The organism is Pseudomonas sp. NPDC090208, from assembly GCF_044746785.1.
Taxonomy (GTDB): Bacteria; Pseudomonadota; Gammaproteobacteria; order Pseudomonadales; family Pseudomonadaceae; genus Aquipseudomonas.
In genome coordinates, this window is record NZ_JBIVCU010000008.1 from 37,528 (window position 1) to 54,034 (window position 16,507).

Sequence of the window (16,507 nt, forward strand, 5' to 3'; positions counted from 1 at the left end):
GGCGAAGGATTATTCGGCCAGCGGCATCGGCTGAATGATCTCGACCCAGTAGCCATCCGGGTCCTTGATGAACGCCAGGCTCTTCATGCGGCCGTCGCTCAGGCGCTTCTGGAAGTCCACGCCCAGCTCTTCGAAACGCGCGCAAGCCGCTTGCACGTCAGGCACCGAAATGCAGATGTGACCGAAACCGCGCGGGTCGGTGTTGCCGTTGTGGTAGCTGAACGCCGGGTCTTTCTCGGTGCCGTGGTTGTGGGTCAGTTCGAGAATGCCGGGGATGCCTTTCATCCAGACGTTGCGCGCGGCGTCGTCTGCCGGGATCTGTGCCTTGTCCACCAGCGCCAGGAAGTACAGGCTGAATTCGGCTTCCGGGAAGTCGCGCTTCTCGACCAGGCTGAAGCCCAGTACGCGGGTGTAGAAGTCCAGCGATGCGGTGATGTCCTTGACTCGCAGCATGGTGTGGTTGAACACGAATTGCGCCGTGGCAGCGTCCGGTTGCGCGGTGACGCCGGGGAAAGTGTTCAGTTCGTGCAGACTCATGGATGTCTCCGGGTAATCCTGTAAATGTCACCGAATGATACGGGGACATGTTGCCCGAGCCAAACCCGAATGTGCATGAAACCCGCCCCGGGCCTTGTGGGCCGGGCGTCTCTGGCTCACACTTTGCGGCTCGACGTTCAGGTAATGACCATGTTTTCCAGCTTTCGCCCTCTGATCCTCGCCGGTGCCCTGTGCTGGGCGGGATTGAACAGCGCAACCGCGGCCGACGCGATGATCGTCTGGCCCAGCGACTGGGAAGTCGAGTCCATGCCACAGCAGGAAGCCAGCGCCGATCGACCGTCCGTGCAGATCCGCCAGCGCGCGGTGAAAAACGACGCCAACGGCGACCCGGCCATGGTCGTCGAGCTGACCCAGACCCGTCTGCAGGCCGGTCACGCGGTCAACGTGCAGGGCGTGTTGCTGGAAATGCGCAAGGCGGTGCAGGTCAATTTCGTGCGCGGCGGCTTTCAGAGTGTCTGCACGCAGATGAAGGAGAGCACGTTGAGCGAAGTGCCGGCCATGGAGACCACTTGCACCATTACCCAGAACGGTGCGCACGTCATGACCCAGACACTGGTGGCGGCGGCGAATCGGGAAACGGCATGGTCGTTGTCGTATGCCGGATCGGCAGACGGTTATGCGGCGAACAAGGATGAAGTGCTGCGGATTCGGGACAGCCTCAGGCTCAACAGCAGTCCCTGAGTCGACAATTCGGGAGTGACGAGCATAAAGAAGCCCGCCGAAGCGGGCATTGGGGCGCTAGTCCTTTAGCAGCCTTCATCCTGTAGAAAACGATGTGAAAAAAATGTGAAGAGGTACCCCAGTGGCCATCGCCTGTCGTTATCGGCTGATAGTGTCGCTTTGTGCGGATAGTTATAACAGCGCTGCATTCCTTGATACGCCGGTGATTGTTGCGCAGACATGACACATTAACGCCGTCGTGTGCGTCACATGTATATCCGGTGGCGATGGCCGACACGTCGCGCTGCAACAATGCAGCCATGGATATTTCCGATCAGCCACGGCTGGCCGAATCATTCGATTAATAGCACATATATAAAAAAGCCCCGAAAAACGGGGCTCTTTACAGGTATTACTGTCGCCGTTGGGCCAATCAGCCGCGCAGCCAGGAATCGACAGTTTCAACACCGTACTGTTCTTTCCAGGCTTTCAGGCCGCGGTGGTTGCCGCCTTTGGTTTCGATCAGCTCGCCGGTGTGCGGGTTCTGATAGACCTTGACCACGCGGGCGCGGCGGCGCTTTGGACCGGCCGGTGCAGCGGTGGTGGCCGACGGGTTCGGATCGAGAATGGCGATGACGTCGCGCAGGCTCTTGTCGTAGGTGCTCATCAAAGCCTGCAGCTTCTGCTCGAATTCAATCTCCTTTTTAAGTCCGGCATCGTTCTTCAGGCTTTCCAGCTGAGCCAGCTGTTCCTGAAGGGCTTTTTCTGCGGCGCGAAATTCGGCAAGTCTGGACAAAAATAGTACTCCGGCGGTAAACGGCTGCTGTCAGCCCAATGCAGGCAACACGTAGGTAAACAGCGTTGCTTTGCTCATTGTGTACTACCCCGGTACCTTAAGCGTCTGAAGGAACGAAACAGTGACCGTCGACAGAGGCACTTTCTTCCTGTTCGGGGTAGTTGTGATGTGTAACGGGGGTAAATAATGCACGTTTTTTTCGACCGGGAAAATAGCCTGCGTGCATTTGTTATATGGAAGAGCAATGTGTAGATAACGTGATCTGACAAAATTTGCCGTGTCAGGTGAAAACCCGTGTAAGTAATTTCTGAAACTATATCTATATCGGAAAATATCGCGGCGTGCTGAAAGCCCTTCGCTGGAAAGCCTAGAGCCCCTGTTGCAATGCCGGATCGTCGGGATTCAACTGCTCCAGTTCGGCGAGCAACACCTGCACTTTCTGTAGCTGGCCTGTTTCTTTCCAGTAAGCGATCAACAGAATGCGTGCGCGACGGTTGGCTGGTTGGCGCTGCAGGATATCTTCCAGCTGTCGCTGCGCCGGCTCTTGCTGTTGCAGATCGTGCAACGTCAACGCCAGGTCGTAGCGATAAGCGGTGTTCTCCGGCTCCAGTTCCACGGCCTTGGCCAGTGCCAGCAATGCATATTCATTTTGCTGGTGGCGCAACAGCCATTTACCCAACGCGTGCTGCACTAGCGACGATTGCGGATGTTTTTCCAGCAGGCGCGCCAGTTGTTCGCGAGACGCATCGGTCTGGCCTTGCCGGTCAAGCAGTTGCACTTGGGCAAGACCGGCTTCGATGTTGTGCGGTTCCAGCTTCAGGGCCAGCGCCAGTGCGTCGAAGGCTTTATCGATGGCGCCGCGGTTGATGTAGAGGTTGGCCAGTTGCAACTGGCTTTGTCCGTTGGGCGGCTGGCTGGTCAGGGTTTTTTCGTATTGTTCGGCGACCTCTTGCAGGCCGCTGTAATACAGGCCCAGATCATCGGGCGACAGGCCCAGTAACGCGCGCACGGCACAAAAACGCACGCCGCTGTCGGGGTCGTCCAGCGAAGGGCCGATCAGCATGCTGCGTTGCGCTTCGGGCACCATGGCCACCACGCTGTCGATGGCCGCCTGCTGGATCAACGGAGCAGGGCGCTTGAGATCGCCGCGCAGGATTCGCAAGGCTTGTGTGCTCGGGTAATTGACCAGCTCGGCCAACAACCCGGCCCGGCGGATGTCCGAAAGATCGGTGCGGCTGAGCTGCTGATACAGAATTCGCGCAGCGCCCGGTTTGCCGTTGTGCGCCAACTCCAGCGCTTCGCTGTAACTGTGATTGACCACCGGTGGCGGAGGCGGCGCACGCCAGCTGCGCACCAGCAGGCCCATGCCGATGAGTCCCAGCACCAACGCGAGCGCAATCGCTACCTGCCAGCGACGGCGGGCCTTGATCTGGCTGGGAGTGCGCGGTACAGACGCTTTCGACATGACAAAATCCGTTTTTGCGTGCGGGGAAGCTTCGGGGAGTGAAGGGCAGGTGTCAAACGGCAATTTCTGACAGCGGGATTGAAGGAAAATTCGTTGTGCTGACAGATAGCGTTCCGGCCTGCGAGAGAGAGAGGCGCTTGCCAGATCGCTTTCGCGAGCAGGGCTCCCTCCCACGGCCTTTGGCCAGAAGCAGAAGTGGAGAGCGGGGCGTTGATCCGTAGCCGTCTGGCTGTGTGATCGACTGACTGTGGGAGCGAATTCATTCGCGATGATCATCCAGGTGACACGAATTCATCGTCAGGAACACCGCATCGCGAATGAATTCGCTCCCACAAGGTTTTAGGGTGTCTGGCAAGTCTCAGTACACCGCCAAAACCTGTAGCAGTCCGGCTTGCCGGTGGTGGTGATCTTGAGGATGCCTTCGCGGGCGAGCCCGCTCCTACAGGGAACGCGCTCGCTTGGCTTTTGCTTTTCAGCTTTTGATCTTGGGGCCCCGTCCCAGAAGGCCGAACGCGGGCGATGCGCAGTGGGCCGAGCGACAGGATGTCGCGAGAGCCGCGTGGGCCATGGATGGCCCATTCGCGGCGGGCCCACGGAGTATTGCCGGAGTGCGGGTACACTGAGCATTAGCGAGGTGCCGTATGGCGGGGTAGAGAGCCCTTGGTTACTTGGGGCTTTTCCAAGTAACTCGCCGCCAGGCGAAACCAGCTGCGTTAGCAGCTACAGCGCAAGACCAGACAAACCGAGGGCACAGGTTTTACGACGACTGCGTCGCCGGTCGCGGGCAAGCCACGCTCCTACAGGTTTACGCAACTCGCCGCCAGGCGAAACAGGGCTGCGTTAGCAGCCAATGCAATCCGTCAGACGCACCGTATGCACAGGATTCACGACGACTTCGTTGCCGATCGCGAGCAGGGCTCCCTCCCACGGCCTTCGGCCAGAAGCAGAAGTGGAGAGCGGGGCGTTGATCCGTAGCCGTCTGGTTGTGCGATCAATCTACTGTGGGAGCGAATTCATTCGCGATGATCATCCAGGCGAAACGAAATCATCGTCAGGAACATCGCATCGCGAATGAATTCGCTCCCACAAGGTTTTAGGGTGTCTGGCAAGTCTCAGTACACCGCCAAAACCTGTAGCAGTCCGGCTTGCCGGCGGTGGCGCCCGAAAGATCACAACCGCCGGCAAGCCGGACTGCTACAGGGGGAGCGCCAGCTTTTGCCTGGCTTTTGATCTGTTTTTGATCTTGGGGCCCCATCCCAGAAGGCCGAACGCAGGCGATGCGCAGTGGGTCGAGCGACAGGATGTCGCGAGAGCCGCGTGGGCCATGGATGGCCCATTCGCGGCGTGCCCACGGAGCATTGCCGGAGTGAGGGTATGCCGAGCCAAGGCGAGGCACCGTATGGCGGGGTAAGAAGCCTTTGGTTACTTGGGGCTTTTCCAAGTAACTCGCCGTCAGGCGAAACCAGCTGCGTTAGCAGCTACAGCGCAAGACCAGACAAACCGAGTGCACAGGTTTTACGACGACTGCGTCGCCGCTCGCAGGACAAGCCAGCTCCTACAAGGGGCCGCGTAACTCGCCGTCAGGCGAAACCAGCTGCGTTAGCAGCTACAGCGCAAGACCAGACAAACCGAGTGCACAGGTTTTACGACGACTTCGTCGCCGCTCGCAGGACAAGCCAGCTCCGCGTGACTCGCCGAAGGCGAAACAGGGCTGCGTTAGCAGACCATCAGTACATCAGACGAACCGAGTGCACAGGTTTTACGACGAGTGCCTCGCCGATCGCGGGCAAGCGCGCTCCTACAGTCGGGCGCGGGAGAGGGCGGTTTCAGCCCCCGATAAAAAAGCCCCGGGCCTTGTGAGTCCGGGGCTCGTACGGCGCAGCCGGTAAGCGACGCCGCAGGATTGCAAACGATCAGGCGTTCGGCTGCCAGCCACCACCCAGCGCTTTGTAGATGGCCACGATGCCACGATACAACTCGATTTCCGCTTGAGCCTGGCTGTCTTCCGCCGCCAGACGCTCACGCTCGGCATCCAGCAACACGAGGAAGTCCGCCGTGCCTTCGCGGTACTGGATATTGGCCAGATCCGCTGCCTTGCGGCTCGACTCGCTCTGGCGTACCAGCGACACCAGACGCTGCTGACGCTTGTCGTAATCGCTGAAGGCGTTTTCGGTTTCTTCCAGCGCCAGCAACACATGCTGCTCATAGTTGGCCAGCGCGCCTTCGGCATCGGCGTTGGCGCCGCGAATCCGCGCTTTCACGCTGCCGAGGTCGAACGCCGCCCAAGTGATGCTCGGGCCGAGGCCCCAGGCCTGTGCCGCGCCCGAACCGATCTGCGAACCACGGCTGGCGGTGAAGCCAAGGAAGCCGCTGAGGCTGACCCGAGGGAACAGATCGGCAGTCTGCACGCCGATCCGCGCGGTTTGCGCCGCCAGTTGCCGCTCGGCGCTGCGCACGTCCGGACGGTTTTCCAGCAGCTTGGTCGGATCGCCAATCGGCAGGGCCTTGGAGATCGCCGGCAGCTTCGCCGGGCTCAGGTCAACGGTCATGGCTTCCGGACGCTCGCCCAGCAGGGTGGCGATACGGTTACGGTCGCGAATCTGTTCGGCCTGCAACTGCGGAATGGTCGCTTCGACCGCCGCCAGACGTGCATCGGCACGTACCACGTCGATCTCGTTGCCGACGCCTTCGTCACGCAGCTGCACGGTGACGCCACGGGATTCCTGCTGGTTTTTCAGGTTGGCCCGGGCAATGTCTTCACGCAGTTGCGCGCCGCGCAGTTGACCGTAGGCATCCACCAGTTCGGCGATCATCGTCACCTGCAACTGATAGAGGTTGGCTTCGGCCACCTGCTGGTCGGCTTCGCTGGCTTCCAGTTCACGCTGGATGCGACCGAACAGGTCGACTTCCCAGGCCATGTCCAGGCCCAGGTCGTAGCGTTCCTGGTTGACCCGGTGCTCGGTTTCACCCGGCACCTGGGCTCGGCCGATCTGGCTGCTGGCACGGCTGGTCACCACCGGCATGGCGTCGTTGCTGATGTCGTCGCGGATGGCGCGGGCCGCCTTGAGACGGGCGAAGGCCACGCGCAATTCACGGTTGCCCTGCAGTGACTGGGCGACCAGCTTGTTCAGGGTCGGGTCTTCGAACTGCTGCCACCAGATGGTCTCGGTGCGGCTGCGGTCGTAGTTGCCCTGGGCGGCGGCCTGGATATCGGCCGCCGCGGTGTCCGGCTTTTTATAGTCCGGGCCGACGGTGCAGGCCGCCAGCGCCATCACCAGCAGGCTCGGCAGGAACAGTTTTGCAGCCTTCATCAATGAGCCTCCGGAGAAATCGACTGAACGCGCTGAGCCTTGGCCGCTTTGCGGGCCTCTTTGCGTTCCACGTAGTTACGGATCAGGACATAGAACACCGGGGTCAGCAGCAGACCGAAGAAGGTCACGCCCAACATGCCGGAGAACACCGCCACGCCCATGGCATGACGCATCTCGGCACCGGCACCGCTGGACAGCACCAGTGGCACCACGCCCATGATGAACGCCACGGAGGTCATCAGGATCGGCCGCAGACGCAGACGGCAGGCTTCCAGTACGGCTTCCAGCGGAGTCTTGCCCTTGTCCTGTTCGTCCTTGGCGAACTCGACGATGAGGATCGCGTTCTTGCACGCCAGGCCCACCAGTACGATCAGGCCGATCTGGGTGAAGATGTTGTTGTCGCTACCGGCGATGATCACGCCGGCAATGGCCGACAGCAGGGTCATCGGTACGATCAGGATGACCGCCAGCGGCAGGCTCCAGCTTTCATACAGGGCCGCCAGTACCAGGAACGCCAGCAGTACGCAGAGCGGGAAGACCAGCAGCGCGGTGTTGCCCGACAGGATCTGTTGGTAGGTCAGGTCGGTCCACTCGAAGGTCATGCCGTTAGGCAGTTCCTGCTTCAACAGTTTTTCCATTGCCGCCTGCGCCTGACCCGAGCTGTAGCCAGGGCCGGCTGCGCCGTTGATCTCTGCCGTGATGAAGCCGTTGTAGTGCATCACGCGGTCCGGGCCCGAGGTGTCAGTGACCTTGATCAGCGTCGCCAGCGGGATCATCTCGCCGAGGTTGTTGCGCACCTTCAACTGACCGATCTGCTCGGCGTCCTGACGGAACTGCTGTTCAGCCTGCACGTTGACCTGATAGGTCCGGCCGAAGCGGTTGAAGTCGTTGGCATACAGCGAACCGAGGTAGACCTGCAGGGTGTCGAAAATGTCGCTGATCGCCACGCCATGGGTCTTGGCCTTTTCACGGTCGATGGCAGCATCCACTTGCGGCACGTTCACGGTGTAGCTGGTGAACAGGGCAGCCAGTTCCGGCACGCTGCGGCTCTTGGTGATGATGTTCATCGTCTCTTTGTAGAGCTCGTCATAACCCAGGTTGCCACGGTCTTCGATCTGCAGACGGAAACCGCCGATCGTGCCCAGGCCCTGTACCGGCGGCGGCGGGAAGATCGCGATGTAGGCGTCCTGAATGCCGGCGAACTTCTGGTTCAGCGCAGCAGCGATGGCACCGGCCGACTCGCTCGGGTCCTTGCGCTCGTCGAACGGCTTGAGCGGGGTGAACACGATGCCGGAGTTCGGGCTGTTGGTGAAACCGTTGATCGACAGGCCAGGGAAGGCGACGGAGTTGGCCACACCCGGTTGTTTCAGGGCGATGTCGGACATTTCCTTGATGACCGCTTCAGTGCGGTCCAGGCTGGCGGCATCCGGCAGTTGCGCGAAGGCGACCAGATACTGCTTGTCCTGCTGCGGCACGAAACCGGTCGGCGTGGTGGTGAAGCCCAGCCAGGTCAGCACGATCAGACCGGCATAGACCACCAGGGCCACACCGCTGATGCGGATCACGCGGCCGACGGTACCGACGTACTTGTTACTCGCCTTGACGAAGAAGCGGTTGAACGGACGGAACAGCCAGCCGCCCAGCAGCTTGTCGAGGAAGCGCGAGAAACCGTCTTTCGGGGTGTCGTGGCCCTTGAGCAGCACGGCAGCCAGCGCCGGCGACAGGGTCAGCGAGTTGAAGGCCGAGATCACCGTCGAGATGGCGATGGTCAACGCGAACTGTTTATAGAACTGTCCCGTCAGACCGGAGATGAACGCCGCCGGTACGAACACCGCACAGAGTACCAGCGCGGTCGCGATGATCGGACCGGTCACTTCGCTCATGGCGATCTTGGTGGCTTCCATCGGCTGATGGCCGAGTTCGATGTTCCGCTCGACGTTCTCCACCACCACGATGGCGTCGTCCACGACGATACCGATGGCCAGTACCAGCCCGAACAGCGACAGGGCGTTGAGCGAGAAGCCGAACAGGTGCATCACCGCGAACGTACCGATCAGCGACACCGGCACGGCGGCCAGCGGGATGATCGAGGCACGCCAGGTCTGCAGGAACAGAATCACCACCAGTACAACCAGGATCAGCGCTTCGAACAGGGTGTGGATCACCGCCTCGATGGAGCCGCGCACGAAGATGGTCGGGTCATAGACGATGCTGTAGTCCATGCCTTCCGGGAAGTTCTTCTTCAGCAGTTCCATTTCATCGCGCACTTCGTTGGAAATGTCGATGGCGTTGGAGCCTGGACGCTGGAAGATCGGGATGGCGACCGCCGGCTGGTTGTTCAGCAGCGAGCGCAGGGCGTACTGGCTGGAGCCGAGTTCGACCCGGGCAATGTCTTTGACGCGGGTGATCTCACCGTTTTCGCCGGAGCGCACGATGATGTTTTCGAACTCTTCCTCGGTGACCAGACGGCCCTGGGTGTTGATCGACATCTGGAAGCTGGTGGCGCTCGGCGAGGGCGGGGCACCCAGCTGACCGGCAGCGACCTGACGGTTCTGCTCGCGGATCGCGTTGACCACGTCGGTGGCGGTGATGTTGCGCGACGCAGTCTTGTTCGGGTCGAGCCAGACACGCAACGAGTAGTCGCCCATACCGAACAGTTGCACGTCGCCGACACCGTTCAGCCGCGCCAGCTCATCCTTGATGTTGAGCACGGCGTAGTTGGACAGGTAGAGCATGTCGTAGCGCTGATCCGGCGAGGTCAGGTGGACCACCATGGTCAGGTCGGGGGAGGCCTTGTCCACGGTGATACCGATGCGCGTCACCTCTTCAGGCAGCTTCGGTTCGGTCCGTGTCACACGGTTCTGCACCTGTACCTGCGCGGTGTCCAGGTTGGTGCCCAGGGCGAAGGTGATGGTCAGGGTCAGTTTGCCGTCGGCGGTGGCCTGCGAGGACATGTAGAGCATGTTCTCGACGCCGGTGATCGCCTGCTCCAGGGGAGCGGCCACGGTTTCACCGATGACTTTAGGGTTGGCGCCGGGGAAGTTGGCACGCACGACCACGGTCGGCGGCACGACTTCCGGGTATTCGCTGATCGGTAGCTGGAACAGCGAGATCGCGCCGCCGATCAGGATCAGCAGCGATAGCACCGCTGCGAAGATCGGCCGGGTAATGAAGAAGCTGGAAAAATTCATCGAGTCTGTCCCTTAACCGCGTGGGGTAGCTGCAGCGGCGACCTTGGCGTCCAGTTTGCTCTGAGCCTTCGGTGCGTTGCTGGCCTCAAGTGCCTGACGTTGTTGTTGCAGGGCGGCGAGTGTCTCGGCGCTGGCCATTGGCGTGTCCTGCGGGTCGATCGGCGAGCCCGGACGCACGCGCTGCAGGCCGTTGACGACGATGCGGTCATCTTTCTGCAAACCGCTGCGCACGATGCGCAGGCCTTCCAGCTTCGGCCCCAGATCGACGTTGCGGTAAGTGGCCTTGTTGTCCTTGTCGACGACCAGCACGAATTTCTTGCCAAGGTCGGTGCCGACGGCTTCGTCCTTGATCAGCATGGCGGTGTAGGTGCCGCTGCCGACCAGTTTCAGACGCGCATACAGACCCGGGGTGTATTCGCCCTTGCTGTTGTCGAACACGGCGCGGCCACGGATGGTGCCGGTGCGCGGGTTGACCTGGTTGTCGACGAAGTTCATCTGGCCCAGGTGCGGGTTTTCGGCTTCATTGGACAGGCCCATGTACACCGGCGTGGTCGCGCCGCGTTTGCCGTCGCGAGCCAGTTGGTTGTACTTGAGGAACACACGTTCGTCGGCGTCGAAGTAGGCGTAGACCTTGTCGGTCGACACAAGGCTGGTGAGGATCGACTGATCGGCGGTGACGATGTTGCCGGCGGTGATCTCCGCGCGGCTGACGCGGCCGGTGATCGGCGCGGTGACGCGGGTAAAGCTCAGGTTCAAACGGGCCAGATCGAGTTGCGCCTGGATCGCCGCCACGGCTGCCTTGGACTCCTGGGCGGTGGTGGTCCGCGAGTCAGCCAGTTCTGCGGAAATCGCGTTGTTGGTGCGCAGACGCTCGCCACGCTGGGCTTCGTTGTTGCTGCGTACCGACGCGGCCTTGGCCTGTTGCAGTTGTGCTTCCAGACGATGCACTTCGGCCTCGAACGGACGCGGGTCGATCTGGAACAACAGATCGCCTTTCTTCACCAGCTCACCGTCGGTGAATGCCACCGAATCGATCTGCCCGGAAACCCGCGGACGGACCTGCACGGTTTCGGGCGCCTCAAGACGCGCGGTTACTTCATCCCATTCGTTGACCGGCTGTTCGAGCACCTTGGCCACATTGACCTTGGCCGCCGATGGAGCAACGGTCGCTTCTGGGGTCCGGCCGCACGCACTGATCACCACCAGCGCCAGCATGGCAAGGGGGAAGCGCAAAGGAGTAAGTGACTGAACCATGGGAAAATCCGCCAATGTTATTGAGATTGGCGGATTCTGTTCCCGGGGGTTTTATTGCACGAATCGAATACGACGAAGGTAAATATCAGCGGGAATGATATTGAGCGGCGAGAACCGCTCTAGACCAAGCCATAGGGCTCAACTCAGAACAATGTGACGAGGTGATGGCAGCACGCATGCCGGATCAGCGTATTCGGGGAGGGCAAATCAGGCTGGCATGAGCCCCCGAAACGGCGGCTCACGACCATCGACAGCGGGTGAAATCAGTACTTCCAGCTCAGCGACGCGGTGACGTTGCGCGGCGCGCCGTAGTTGCTGGCGGTGCCACTGTACAACGACGTCAGGTACTTGTGATCGGTGACGTTGTTGAGGTTCAGCGCCGTGCTCCAGTGGCTGTCGATGTCGTAACTGGCCATCAGATCGACCAGCGCGTAGGCATTCTGGCGAATGACGCTGTTGGTGGTGTTCTGAATGCCGCTCTGCCAGCTGACACGGGTGCCGATCCGTGCCTGCGGCAGCCCTGGCAGACGGTAAGTCGCCATGCCATGGAAGCTGTGGGTCGGAATGAACCGGCGGGTCTTGTCGCCGTCGTCATCGTCGATGCGCACGTAGGTGTAACCCGCCAGCACGTCGAGGCCCGGCAGCGCTTCGCCGGATGCTTCCAGCTCGACACCGTGGCTCTTGACGTCTTCGGTGAAATAGCGGAATTGCGAGCCGACCTGAATGAAGTCGGCGGACTGCACGTTGCTCTGTTGGGTCTTGAACACCGCCGCGGTGACGTTCAGGCGATTGTCCAGCAGGCTGCCTTTGACGCCGGCTTCCAGGCTTTTGCCTTCGAGGGGATCGAGCCCTTTGCCGTCGACACCGACGATGCCGAATTGCGGGTTATAGATTTGCGTCCAGCTGGTGTACAGGCTCCAGTCCTGGTTCAGGTCGTACACCAGGCCGGTGTACGGCGTGACCTTGCCGTGTTCGCGCTGGGCGTGGTCGACGCCGTAGCTGTCACCGGTGCCGTCGGTGCTGAGCATGCGTGCGCCGGCGATCCAGTGCAGGTCGTCCGCCAGGCTGAAGCGGGCGCCGGCGAACAGGCTCTTCTGCCGGTCGATGATGTTCTGCGTGTTGAGGTCGCTGGTGTAGATGAACTGCGGCGGCGTTTCGGTGCCCGCCAGAATGCTGGAGAACGAGGTGTTGTAATAGCCGGCCTCGGCGGCATCGTACTCGCGCGCCTTCTGGTGGGTGCGGCCATAACTGGCACCGAAGGTGATTTCGTGGTCGCGGCCGAACAGGCTGAACGGGCCGGAGACTTTCGCCTCGCCGATCAACTGGTGGGAGCGGCCCGAGGTGTTCGCGGCGAACGCCAGCGCGTCGTCATCGGTGACGCTGGCGACGTAGAGCATGCTGGTGTCCTGGTACTCGGTGATGCCGGTGCCGGTCACGGTGGCGTTCCAGCCGTTGCCGAAATCATGCTTGAGTTCAGCGAACACGCGCTGGGTGTGGATGTTCCAGTACGACCACGGCTGGCCGACGTTGGAGCTGCGGCTGGAGTAGTGGATCGGGTTGTTGTTGCTGTCCACCAGCGGCAGGTTGCCCCAGGTGCTGCCGTTGGAGTCGCTGTTGTGCTGCGAGAAGCCCACGGTCACGGTGTCGGCGTCGGACAGGTCGAATGCCAGGAGGCCTGCGGCGACGTTCTTTTCGTGGCTGTAGCGGTCCATCCACGAATTGCCCTTGTCGTGGGCATAAATGAAGCGACCGCGCACGTTGCCGCTGTCGGTCAGTGGCCCGGAAACATCCACGTCGACACGACGGCTGTCCCACGAACCGACGCTGGTGTTGATCTGCGCCTGGAAGTCGCGGGTCGGACGCTTGCGCACGAAGTTGACGGTGGCCGACGGGTTGCCGGTGCCACTCATCAAACCGTTGGCGCCGTGAAGAATGTCGATCTGCTCGTATTCGGCCATGTCCAGGTCACCGTTGAGGATGGTCTGGGTGAAGGGCATGTTCATGCCGTCGAATTCGAAGCTGTTGATCTCGAAACCCCGCGAGGTGAACTCGGTGCGGTCGGTTTCGCTTTGCTCGACGGTGACCGACGGCGCGGAACGCAGGGCGTCCTTGACGCTGTTGGTCTTGTAGTCGTTCATCTGCGCGCGGGTGATGGTGGTGATCGCCTGCGGCGTTTCCCGGTTGCTCAACCCCAGCTTGGTGGTGCTTGAAGCGGGTTTCCCTACGTACCCCTCGCTCTGCGCGTCGTCCTGAGCAGCAGTGTCCTGAATTTGCGTTGCGGGGAGCGTCATGTCATCGACAGCATGGGCCACAGGTAGAACGCTGACGGCACCGACGAACAAGAATGAGGCGGGGAAACGCGGATTCACTATCGAGATTCCTGATGAGTGGATAGGAATCGCAATTCTGAATGAAGATGAGAAGCATAACCAGATGTATCTACAACAAATTCTTGACGATTTTTTCACATTTGGCCGCCATCTGAATGGTTTGCCGGGGCAGGGGGGATCTTGAAGGGTATTTCGGGCTGCAACCGGTCTGGTCCGCGCGATGGCGGGAGGTTTGACTCCTGCGCAAAACAACAAGGCGAGACACGTTGCGTGTCTCGCCTTCTTTTTTCACCCCTGGCGGCGTTTGGCCGGGTCGGTTCACCGCCTCAATAGGTCGCTCGCACGGTCAGCATGAAGTTGCGCGGGTCGCCGTAAGAGTTGCCATAGGTCGAGGTGCCGACGGTCTGGTAGTAGGTTCTGTCGAACAGGTTGTTGCCGTTGAGTGCCACGTTCCAGTGCTCGTCGATGCGGTAGTCGACCATCGCGTTCCAGATCGCGTAGCCACCCTGTTTGTACTCGAACGGCACGTCGCTCTGCACCACGTTGCCCAGGCTGTCGTAGGTCGATGCGGTGCCGCTGACGTGGGTGGCGCTCTGCATGTCCACACCGCCGCCGACGCGGAAGTCGTTGAGTGCGCCCGGCAAACGATAGGTGGTGAACAGCTTGGCCATGTGTTTGGGCGTGATGGTGCTCAGTGCCGAGCCGGTGTCGCGGTTCTTGTTGAGGTTGAGGGTGTAGCTGGCCATCAGCATCCAGTCCGGCAGGATTTCGCCGGACACCTCCATGTCGATGCCTTTGCTGATGGTCTCGCCGCCGTTGACGTAGCAGCAGTTGCCGCCGAACAGCACCTGGCTGAGCGGGTAGCGGGCGTCCTGCACCGCCTGGTCTTCGCGCTTGGTGTAGTACAACGCGATGCTGGTGTTGACCGCGCCACCGAACAGTTCGCCCTTGAGGCCGGTTTCGTAGGTCTTGCCGGTCATCGGGTCCAGCGGGCTGCCGGACGTGGCCGGGCCGGCGAGCAGGTTCTGCTGCGGTTTGAAGATCTCGGCATAGCTGGCGTAGGCCGCCCATTCGTCGGTCAGGTCATAGACGATGCCGGCGAAGGGCGTGACCTTGGTCGGCTCGTGCATATCGACCCGCGACTGCTGGGTCCACACCGTGCCGGTGGCGTTGGCGGTCTGGTAGGTCTGGTCGAATTTGTAGCGCTGCGCGCGGGCGCCGACGATCAAGTGCAGCGGCTCGGCCAGCTGCAGATTGAGGTTGGTGTACAGGCCGTACTGGGTCTGGCTGTTGGGCTTGTAGTCACGGCTGAAGATCGGCCGGGCGCCGGGGTCGTTCCACGGTGTCGAGTCGAGATCGAACACGTTCACCGCACCGCCGGCGGTGGTGAAGCGACCGGTGCCCTGCCAGCGGCTGTCGATGTCCTGACAGTCGCCGCCGACCACCAGACGGTGGTTCAGGCCGAACAGGCTGAAGTCGCCGGAGAGGTTGGCATCCCACAGGTTCTGCTCGCTCCACTGGGTGACGTAGGTACCGTAGCGGGTGACGCCGCTGCCGGTGACCGGGTTGACCGAGCCCAGGGTGGTCGCGTTGTTGGTGTCGATGGTGTCGTAAATGTTGGTGTAGCTGAGGTTGAGCTTCCAGTTGTCGTTCAGGCGATGGTCGAGTTTGGCGAAGTATTCCCGGGAATATCCGTCGGCGTACGCCCACTTGGTCGACAGCCCGGTGTGACGCGGCAGGCCCAGGTCGGCGCCGTTGCTGTAGCGCGGCAGGGCAGAGGCGGTGCCGGTTTCGTGGACTTCATTGAAGCGCAGGCCGGCGGTGAGCATGGTGTCGTCGCTGACGTCGGCTTCGAGCACGCCGTACACCAGCGGTTTTTCCGTGCCCCGGTTGTCGACGAAGTACTGGCGGTCCTGGTAGGCCATCACCATGCGGCCGCGCAATTTGCCATCGAAACCCAGCGGGCCGGTCACGTCCAGCTCGCTGCGATAGTTGTCCCAGCTGCCGGCGGAGGCGCTGAACTTGAGCTGGTAGAAATCCAGCGGACGCTTGCGCACCAGGTTGATGATGCCGCCCGGATCGCCGGTGCCGCCGAACAGCGCGCTGGAGCCACGCAGCACTTCGACGTGGTCGAACTCGGCGAGGTCATAGATGTTCGAGGCATAGAAACTGCCGGCGGTGGTGCCCAGCGCCATGGGCGCCGCACCGTCGAGCTGGATGTTCTGGATCGGGAAGCCGCGCGAGTAGAAGTCCTGGATGCGGAAGGTGTTGTTTTGCGTGGTCACGCCCGGCACGGCCTTCATGGCGTCGTTGATGTCGCTGAACTGGCGATCTTCGATGACCTGACGGGTAATGACCGACACCGATTGCGGCGTCTCCTTCAGCGACGACGGGGTCTTGGAACCGACGCTGGTCAGCCCCGGTGTGTAGGAGCCGGTGTTCTCGGTGGCCTGACCCATGCCCTGGCCCATGATCGTGGTTTCGCCCAGCTCCAGCGTGGTCGCCGCTTGCGCAGCGGGGACGAGTTGGTAGCGGTCGCCATTGCGTTGAGCGGTGAGGCCGCTGCCGGCCAGCATTCTTTCCAGCGCCTCCTCGGCACTGTAGGTGCCGTGGACGGCCCGGCTTTGACGATCTCGGGTCAGGTTGGCATCGGCGGCCAGCAGCAGGCCGGTCTGTGCGGCCAGTTCGTTGAGGCGCTGGGCAAGCGGGCCGACGGGGATGTCGAAAGACTGACGTTGCGTCTCGCTGGCGATGGCGGCGCCGGGCAAGGCCAGTGAACCGACAGTGCTCAGGCTCAGGGCGATGGCGAAAAACAGGGGGGCAGGGCGGCTGGGAAAGTGCTGGTTGTGGCGTGGCATTCCGGTTCCTTGGCGTCCGGTGAACAGGGGTGTTTCCTGTTAATCCGAATGAGCACGGAAAACCGGAACGCCTGACCGAAAAAA

Annotated in this window: 10 protein-coding genes; 2 read left to right on the top strand and 8 right to left on the bottom strand. The window is 61.5% G+C overall.

Translation table 11 applies throughout. The annotated features are described in order from the left end of the window. Window positions 1–9: 9 nt before the first annotated feature. Window positions 10–537, bottom strand: coding sequence for a lactoylglutathione lyase (gene gloA / locus ACIPL0_RS14930; protein ID WP_400598201.1), 528 nt, complete (start codon window positions 535–537; stop codon window positions 10–12). A 150-nt stretch (window positions 538–687) separates the two neighbouring features. Between gloA and ACIPL0_RS14935 the strand changes: the two genes are divergently transcribed. After that, window positions 688–1,239 (top strand): DUF4946 domain-containing protein, encoded by a 552-nt coding sequence (locus ACIPL0_RS14935; protein WP_400598202.1) that lies wholly within the window; start codon window positions 688–690, stop codon window positions 1,237–1,239. A 412-nt stretch (window positions 1,240–1,651) separates the two neighbouring features. Here the strand turns inward: ACIPL0_RS14935 and ACIPL0_RS14940 are convergent, their stop codons facing one another. The 6 genes from ACIPL0_RS14940 to ACIPL0_RS14965 all read right to left on the bottom strand — a co-directional run bounded on the left by ACIPL0_RS14940 (window position 1,652) and on the right by ACIPL0_RS14965 (window position 13,526). Continuing rightward, on the bottom strand, window positions 1,652–2,014 hold the full coding sequence (locus tag ACIPL0_RS14940) for a histone-like nucleoid-structuring protein, MvaT/MvaU family (protein WP_400598204.1): 363 nt from the start codon (window positions 2,012–2,014) through the stop codon (window positions 1,652–1,654). Between the two features lie 367 nt (window positions 2,015–2,381). Further along, window positions 2,382–3,479: a tetratricopeptide repeat protein gene (locus tag ACIPL0_RS14945; RefSeq protein WP_400598206.1), complete on the bottom strand. Its 1,098-nt coding sequence runs from the start codon at window positions 3,477–3,479 to the stop codon at window positions 2,382–2,384. Between the two features lie 1,913 nt (window positions 3,480–5,392). Beyond that, window positions 5,393–6,790: an efflux transporter outer membrane subunit gene (locus ACIPL0_RS14950; RefSeq protein WP_400598208.1), complete on the bottom strand. Its 1,398-nt coding sequence runs from the start codon at window positions 6,788–6,790 to the stop codon at window positions 5,393–5,395. Next, window positions 6,790–9,981 carry an efflux RND transporter permease subunit gene (locus tag ACIPL0_RS14955; RefSeq protein WP_400598210.1) on the bottom strand — a complete coding sequence of 1,064 codons (3,192 nt, stop codon included), beginning with the start codon at window positions 9,979–9,981 and terminating at the stop codon, window positions 6,790–6,792. Before ACIPL0_RS14955 ends, ACIPL0_RS14950 begins: the two co-directional genes overlap by 1 nt. 12 nt (window positions 9,982–9,993) lie before the next feature. After that, the gene (mexE, locus tag ACIPL0_RS14960; RefSeq protein WP_400598213.1) at window positions 9,994–11,235 is read right to left on the bottom strand and encodes a multidrug efflux RND transporter periplasmic adaptor subunit MexE; all 1,242 of its coding nucleotides are present in this window, start codon (window positions 11,233–11,235) and stop codon (window positions 9,994–9,996) included. 263 nt (window positions 11,236–11,498) lie between these two features. Beyond that, window positions 11,499–13,526, bottom strand: coding sequence for a TonB-dependent siderophore receptor (locus tag ACIPL0_RS14965; protein WP_400598214.1), 2,028 nt, complete (start codon window positions 13,524–13,526; stop codon window positions 11,499–11,501). Between ACIPL0_RS14965 and ACIPL0_RS14970 the strand changes: the two genes are divergently transcribed. Beyond that, window positions 13,525–13,749, top strand: a complete 225-nt coding sequence (locus ACIPL0_RS14970) for a hypothetical protein (RefSeq protein WP_400598216.1) — start codon at window positions 13,525–13,527, stop codon at window positions 13,747–13,749. The two genes, ACIPL0_RS14965 and ACIPL0_RS14970, sit on opposite strands and share 2 nt — an antisense overlap. 142 nt (window positions 13,750–13,891) lie before the next feature. Here the strand turns inward: ACIPL0_RS14970 and ACIPL0_RS14975 are convergent, their stop codons facing one another. Next, window positions 13,892–16,423, bottom strand: coding sequence for a TonB-dependent siderophore receptor (locus tag ACIPL0_RS14975; RefSeq protein ID WP_400731546.1), 2,532 nt, complete (start codon window positions 16,421–16,423; stop codon window positions 13,892–13,894). Between the last annotated feature and the right edge of the window lie 84 nt (window positions 16,424–16,507).

What these genes read in the sequence shown, in the direction of transcription:
- mexE (WP_400598213.1), bottom strand. Translation starts at nt 11,235, where the DNA reads ATGGTTCAGTCACTTACTCCTTTGCGCTTCCCCCTTGCCATGCTGGCG.
- ACIPL0_RS14950 (WP_400598208.1), bottom strand. Translation starts at nt 6,790, where the DNA reads ATGAAGGCTGCAAAACTGTTCCTGCCGAGCCTGCTGGTGATGGCGCTG.
- ACIPL0_RS14955 (WP_400598210.1), bottom strand. Translation starts at nt 9,981, where the DNA reads ATGAATTTTTCCAGCTTCTTCATTACCCGGCCGATCTTCGCAGCGGTG.
- gloA (WP_400598201.1), bottom strand. Translation starts at nt 537, where the DNA reads ATGAGTCTGCACGAACTGAACACTTTCCCCGGCGTCACCGCGCAACCG.
- ACIPL0_RS14965 (WP_400598214.1), bottom strand. Translation starts at nt 13,526, where the DNA reads ATGACGCTCCCCGCAACGCAAATTCAGGACACTGCTGCTCAGGACGAC.
- ACIPL0_RS14945 (WP_400598206.1), bottom strand. Translation starts at nt 3,479, where the DNA reads ATGTCGAAAGCGTCTGTACCGCGCACTCCCAGCCAGATCAAGGCCCGC.
- ACIPL0_RS14935 (WP_400598202.1), top strand. Translation starts at nt 688, where the DNA reads ATGTTTTCCAGCTTTCGCCCTCTGATCCTCGCCGGTGCCCTGTGCTGG.
- ACIPL0_RS14975 (WP_400731546.1), bottom strand. Translation starts at nt 16,423, where the DNA reads ATGCCACGCCACAACCAGCACTTTCCCAGCCGCCCTGCCCCCCTGTTT.
- ACIPL0_RS14970 (WP_400598216.1), top strand. Translation starts at nt 13,525, where the DNA reads ATGTCATCGACAGCATGGGCCACAGGTAGAACGCTGACGGCACCGACG.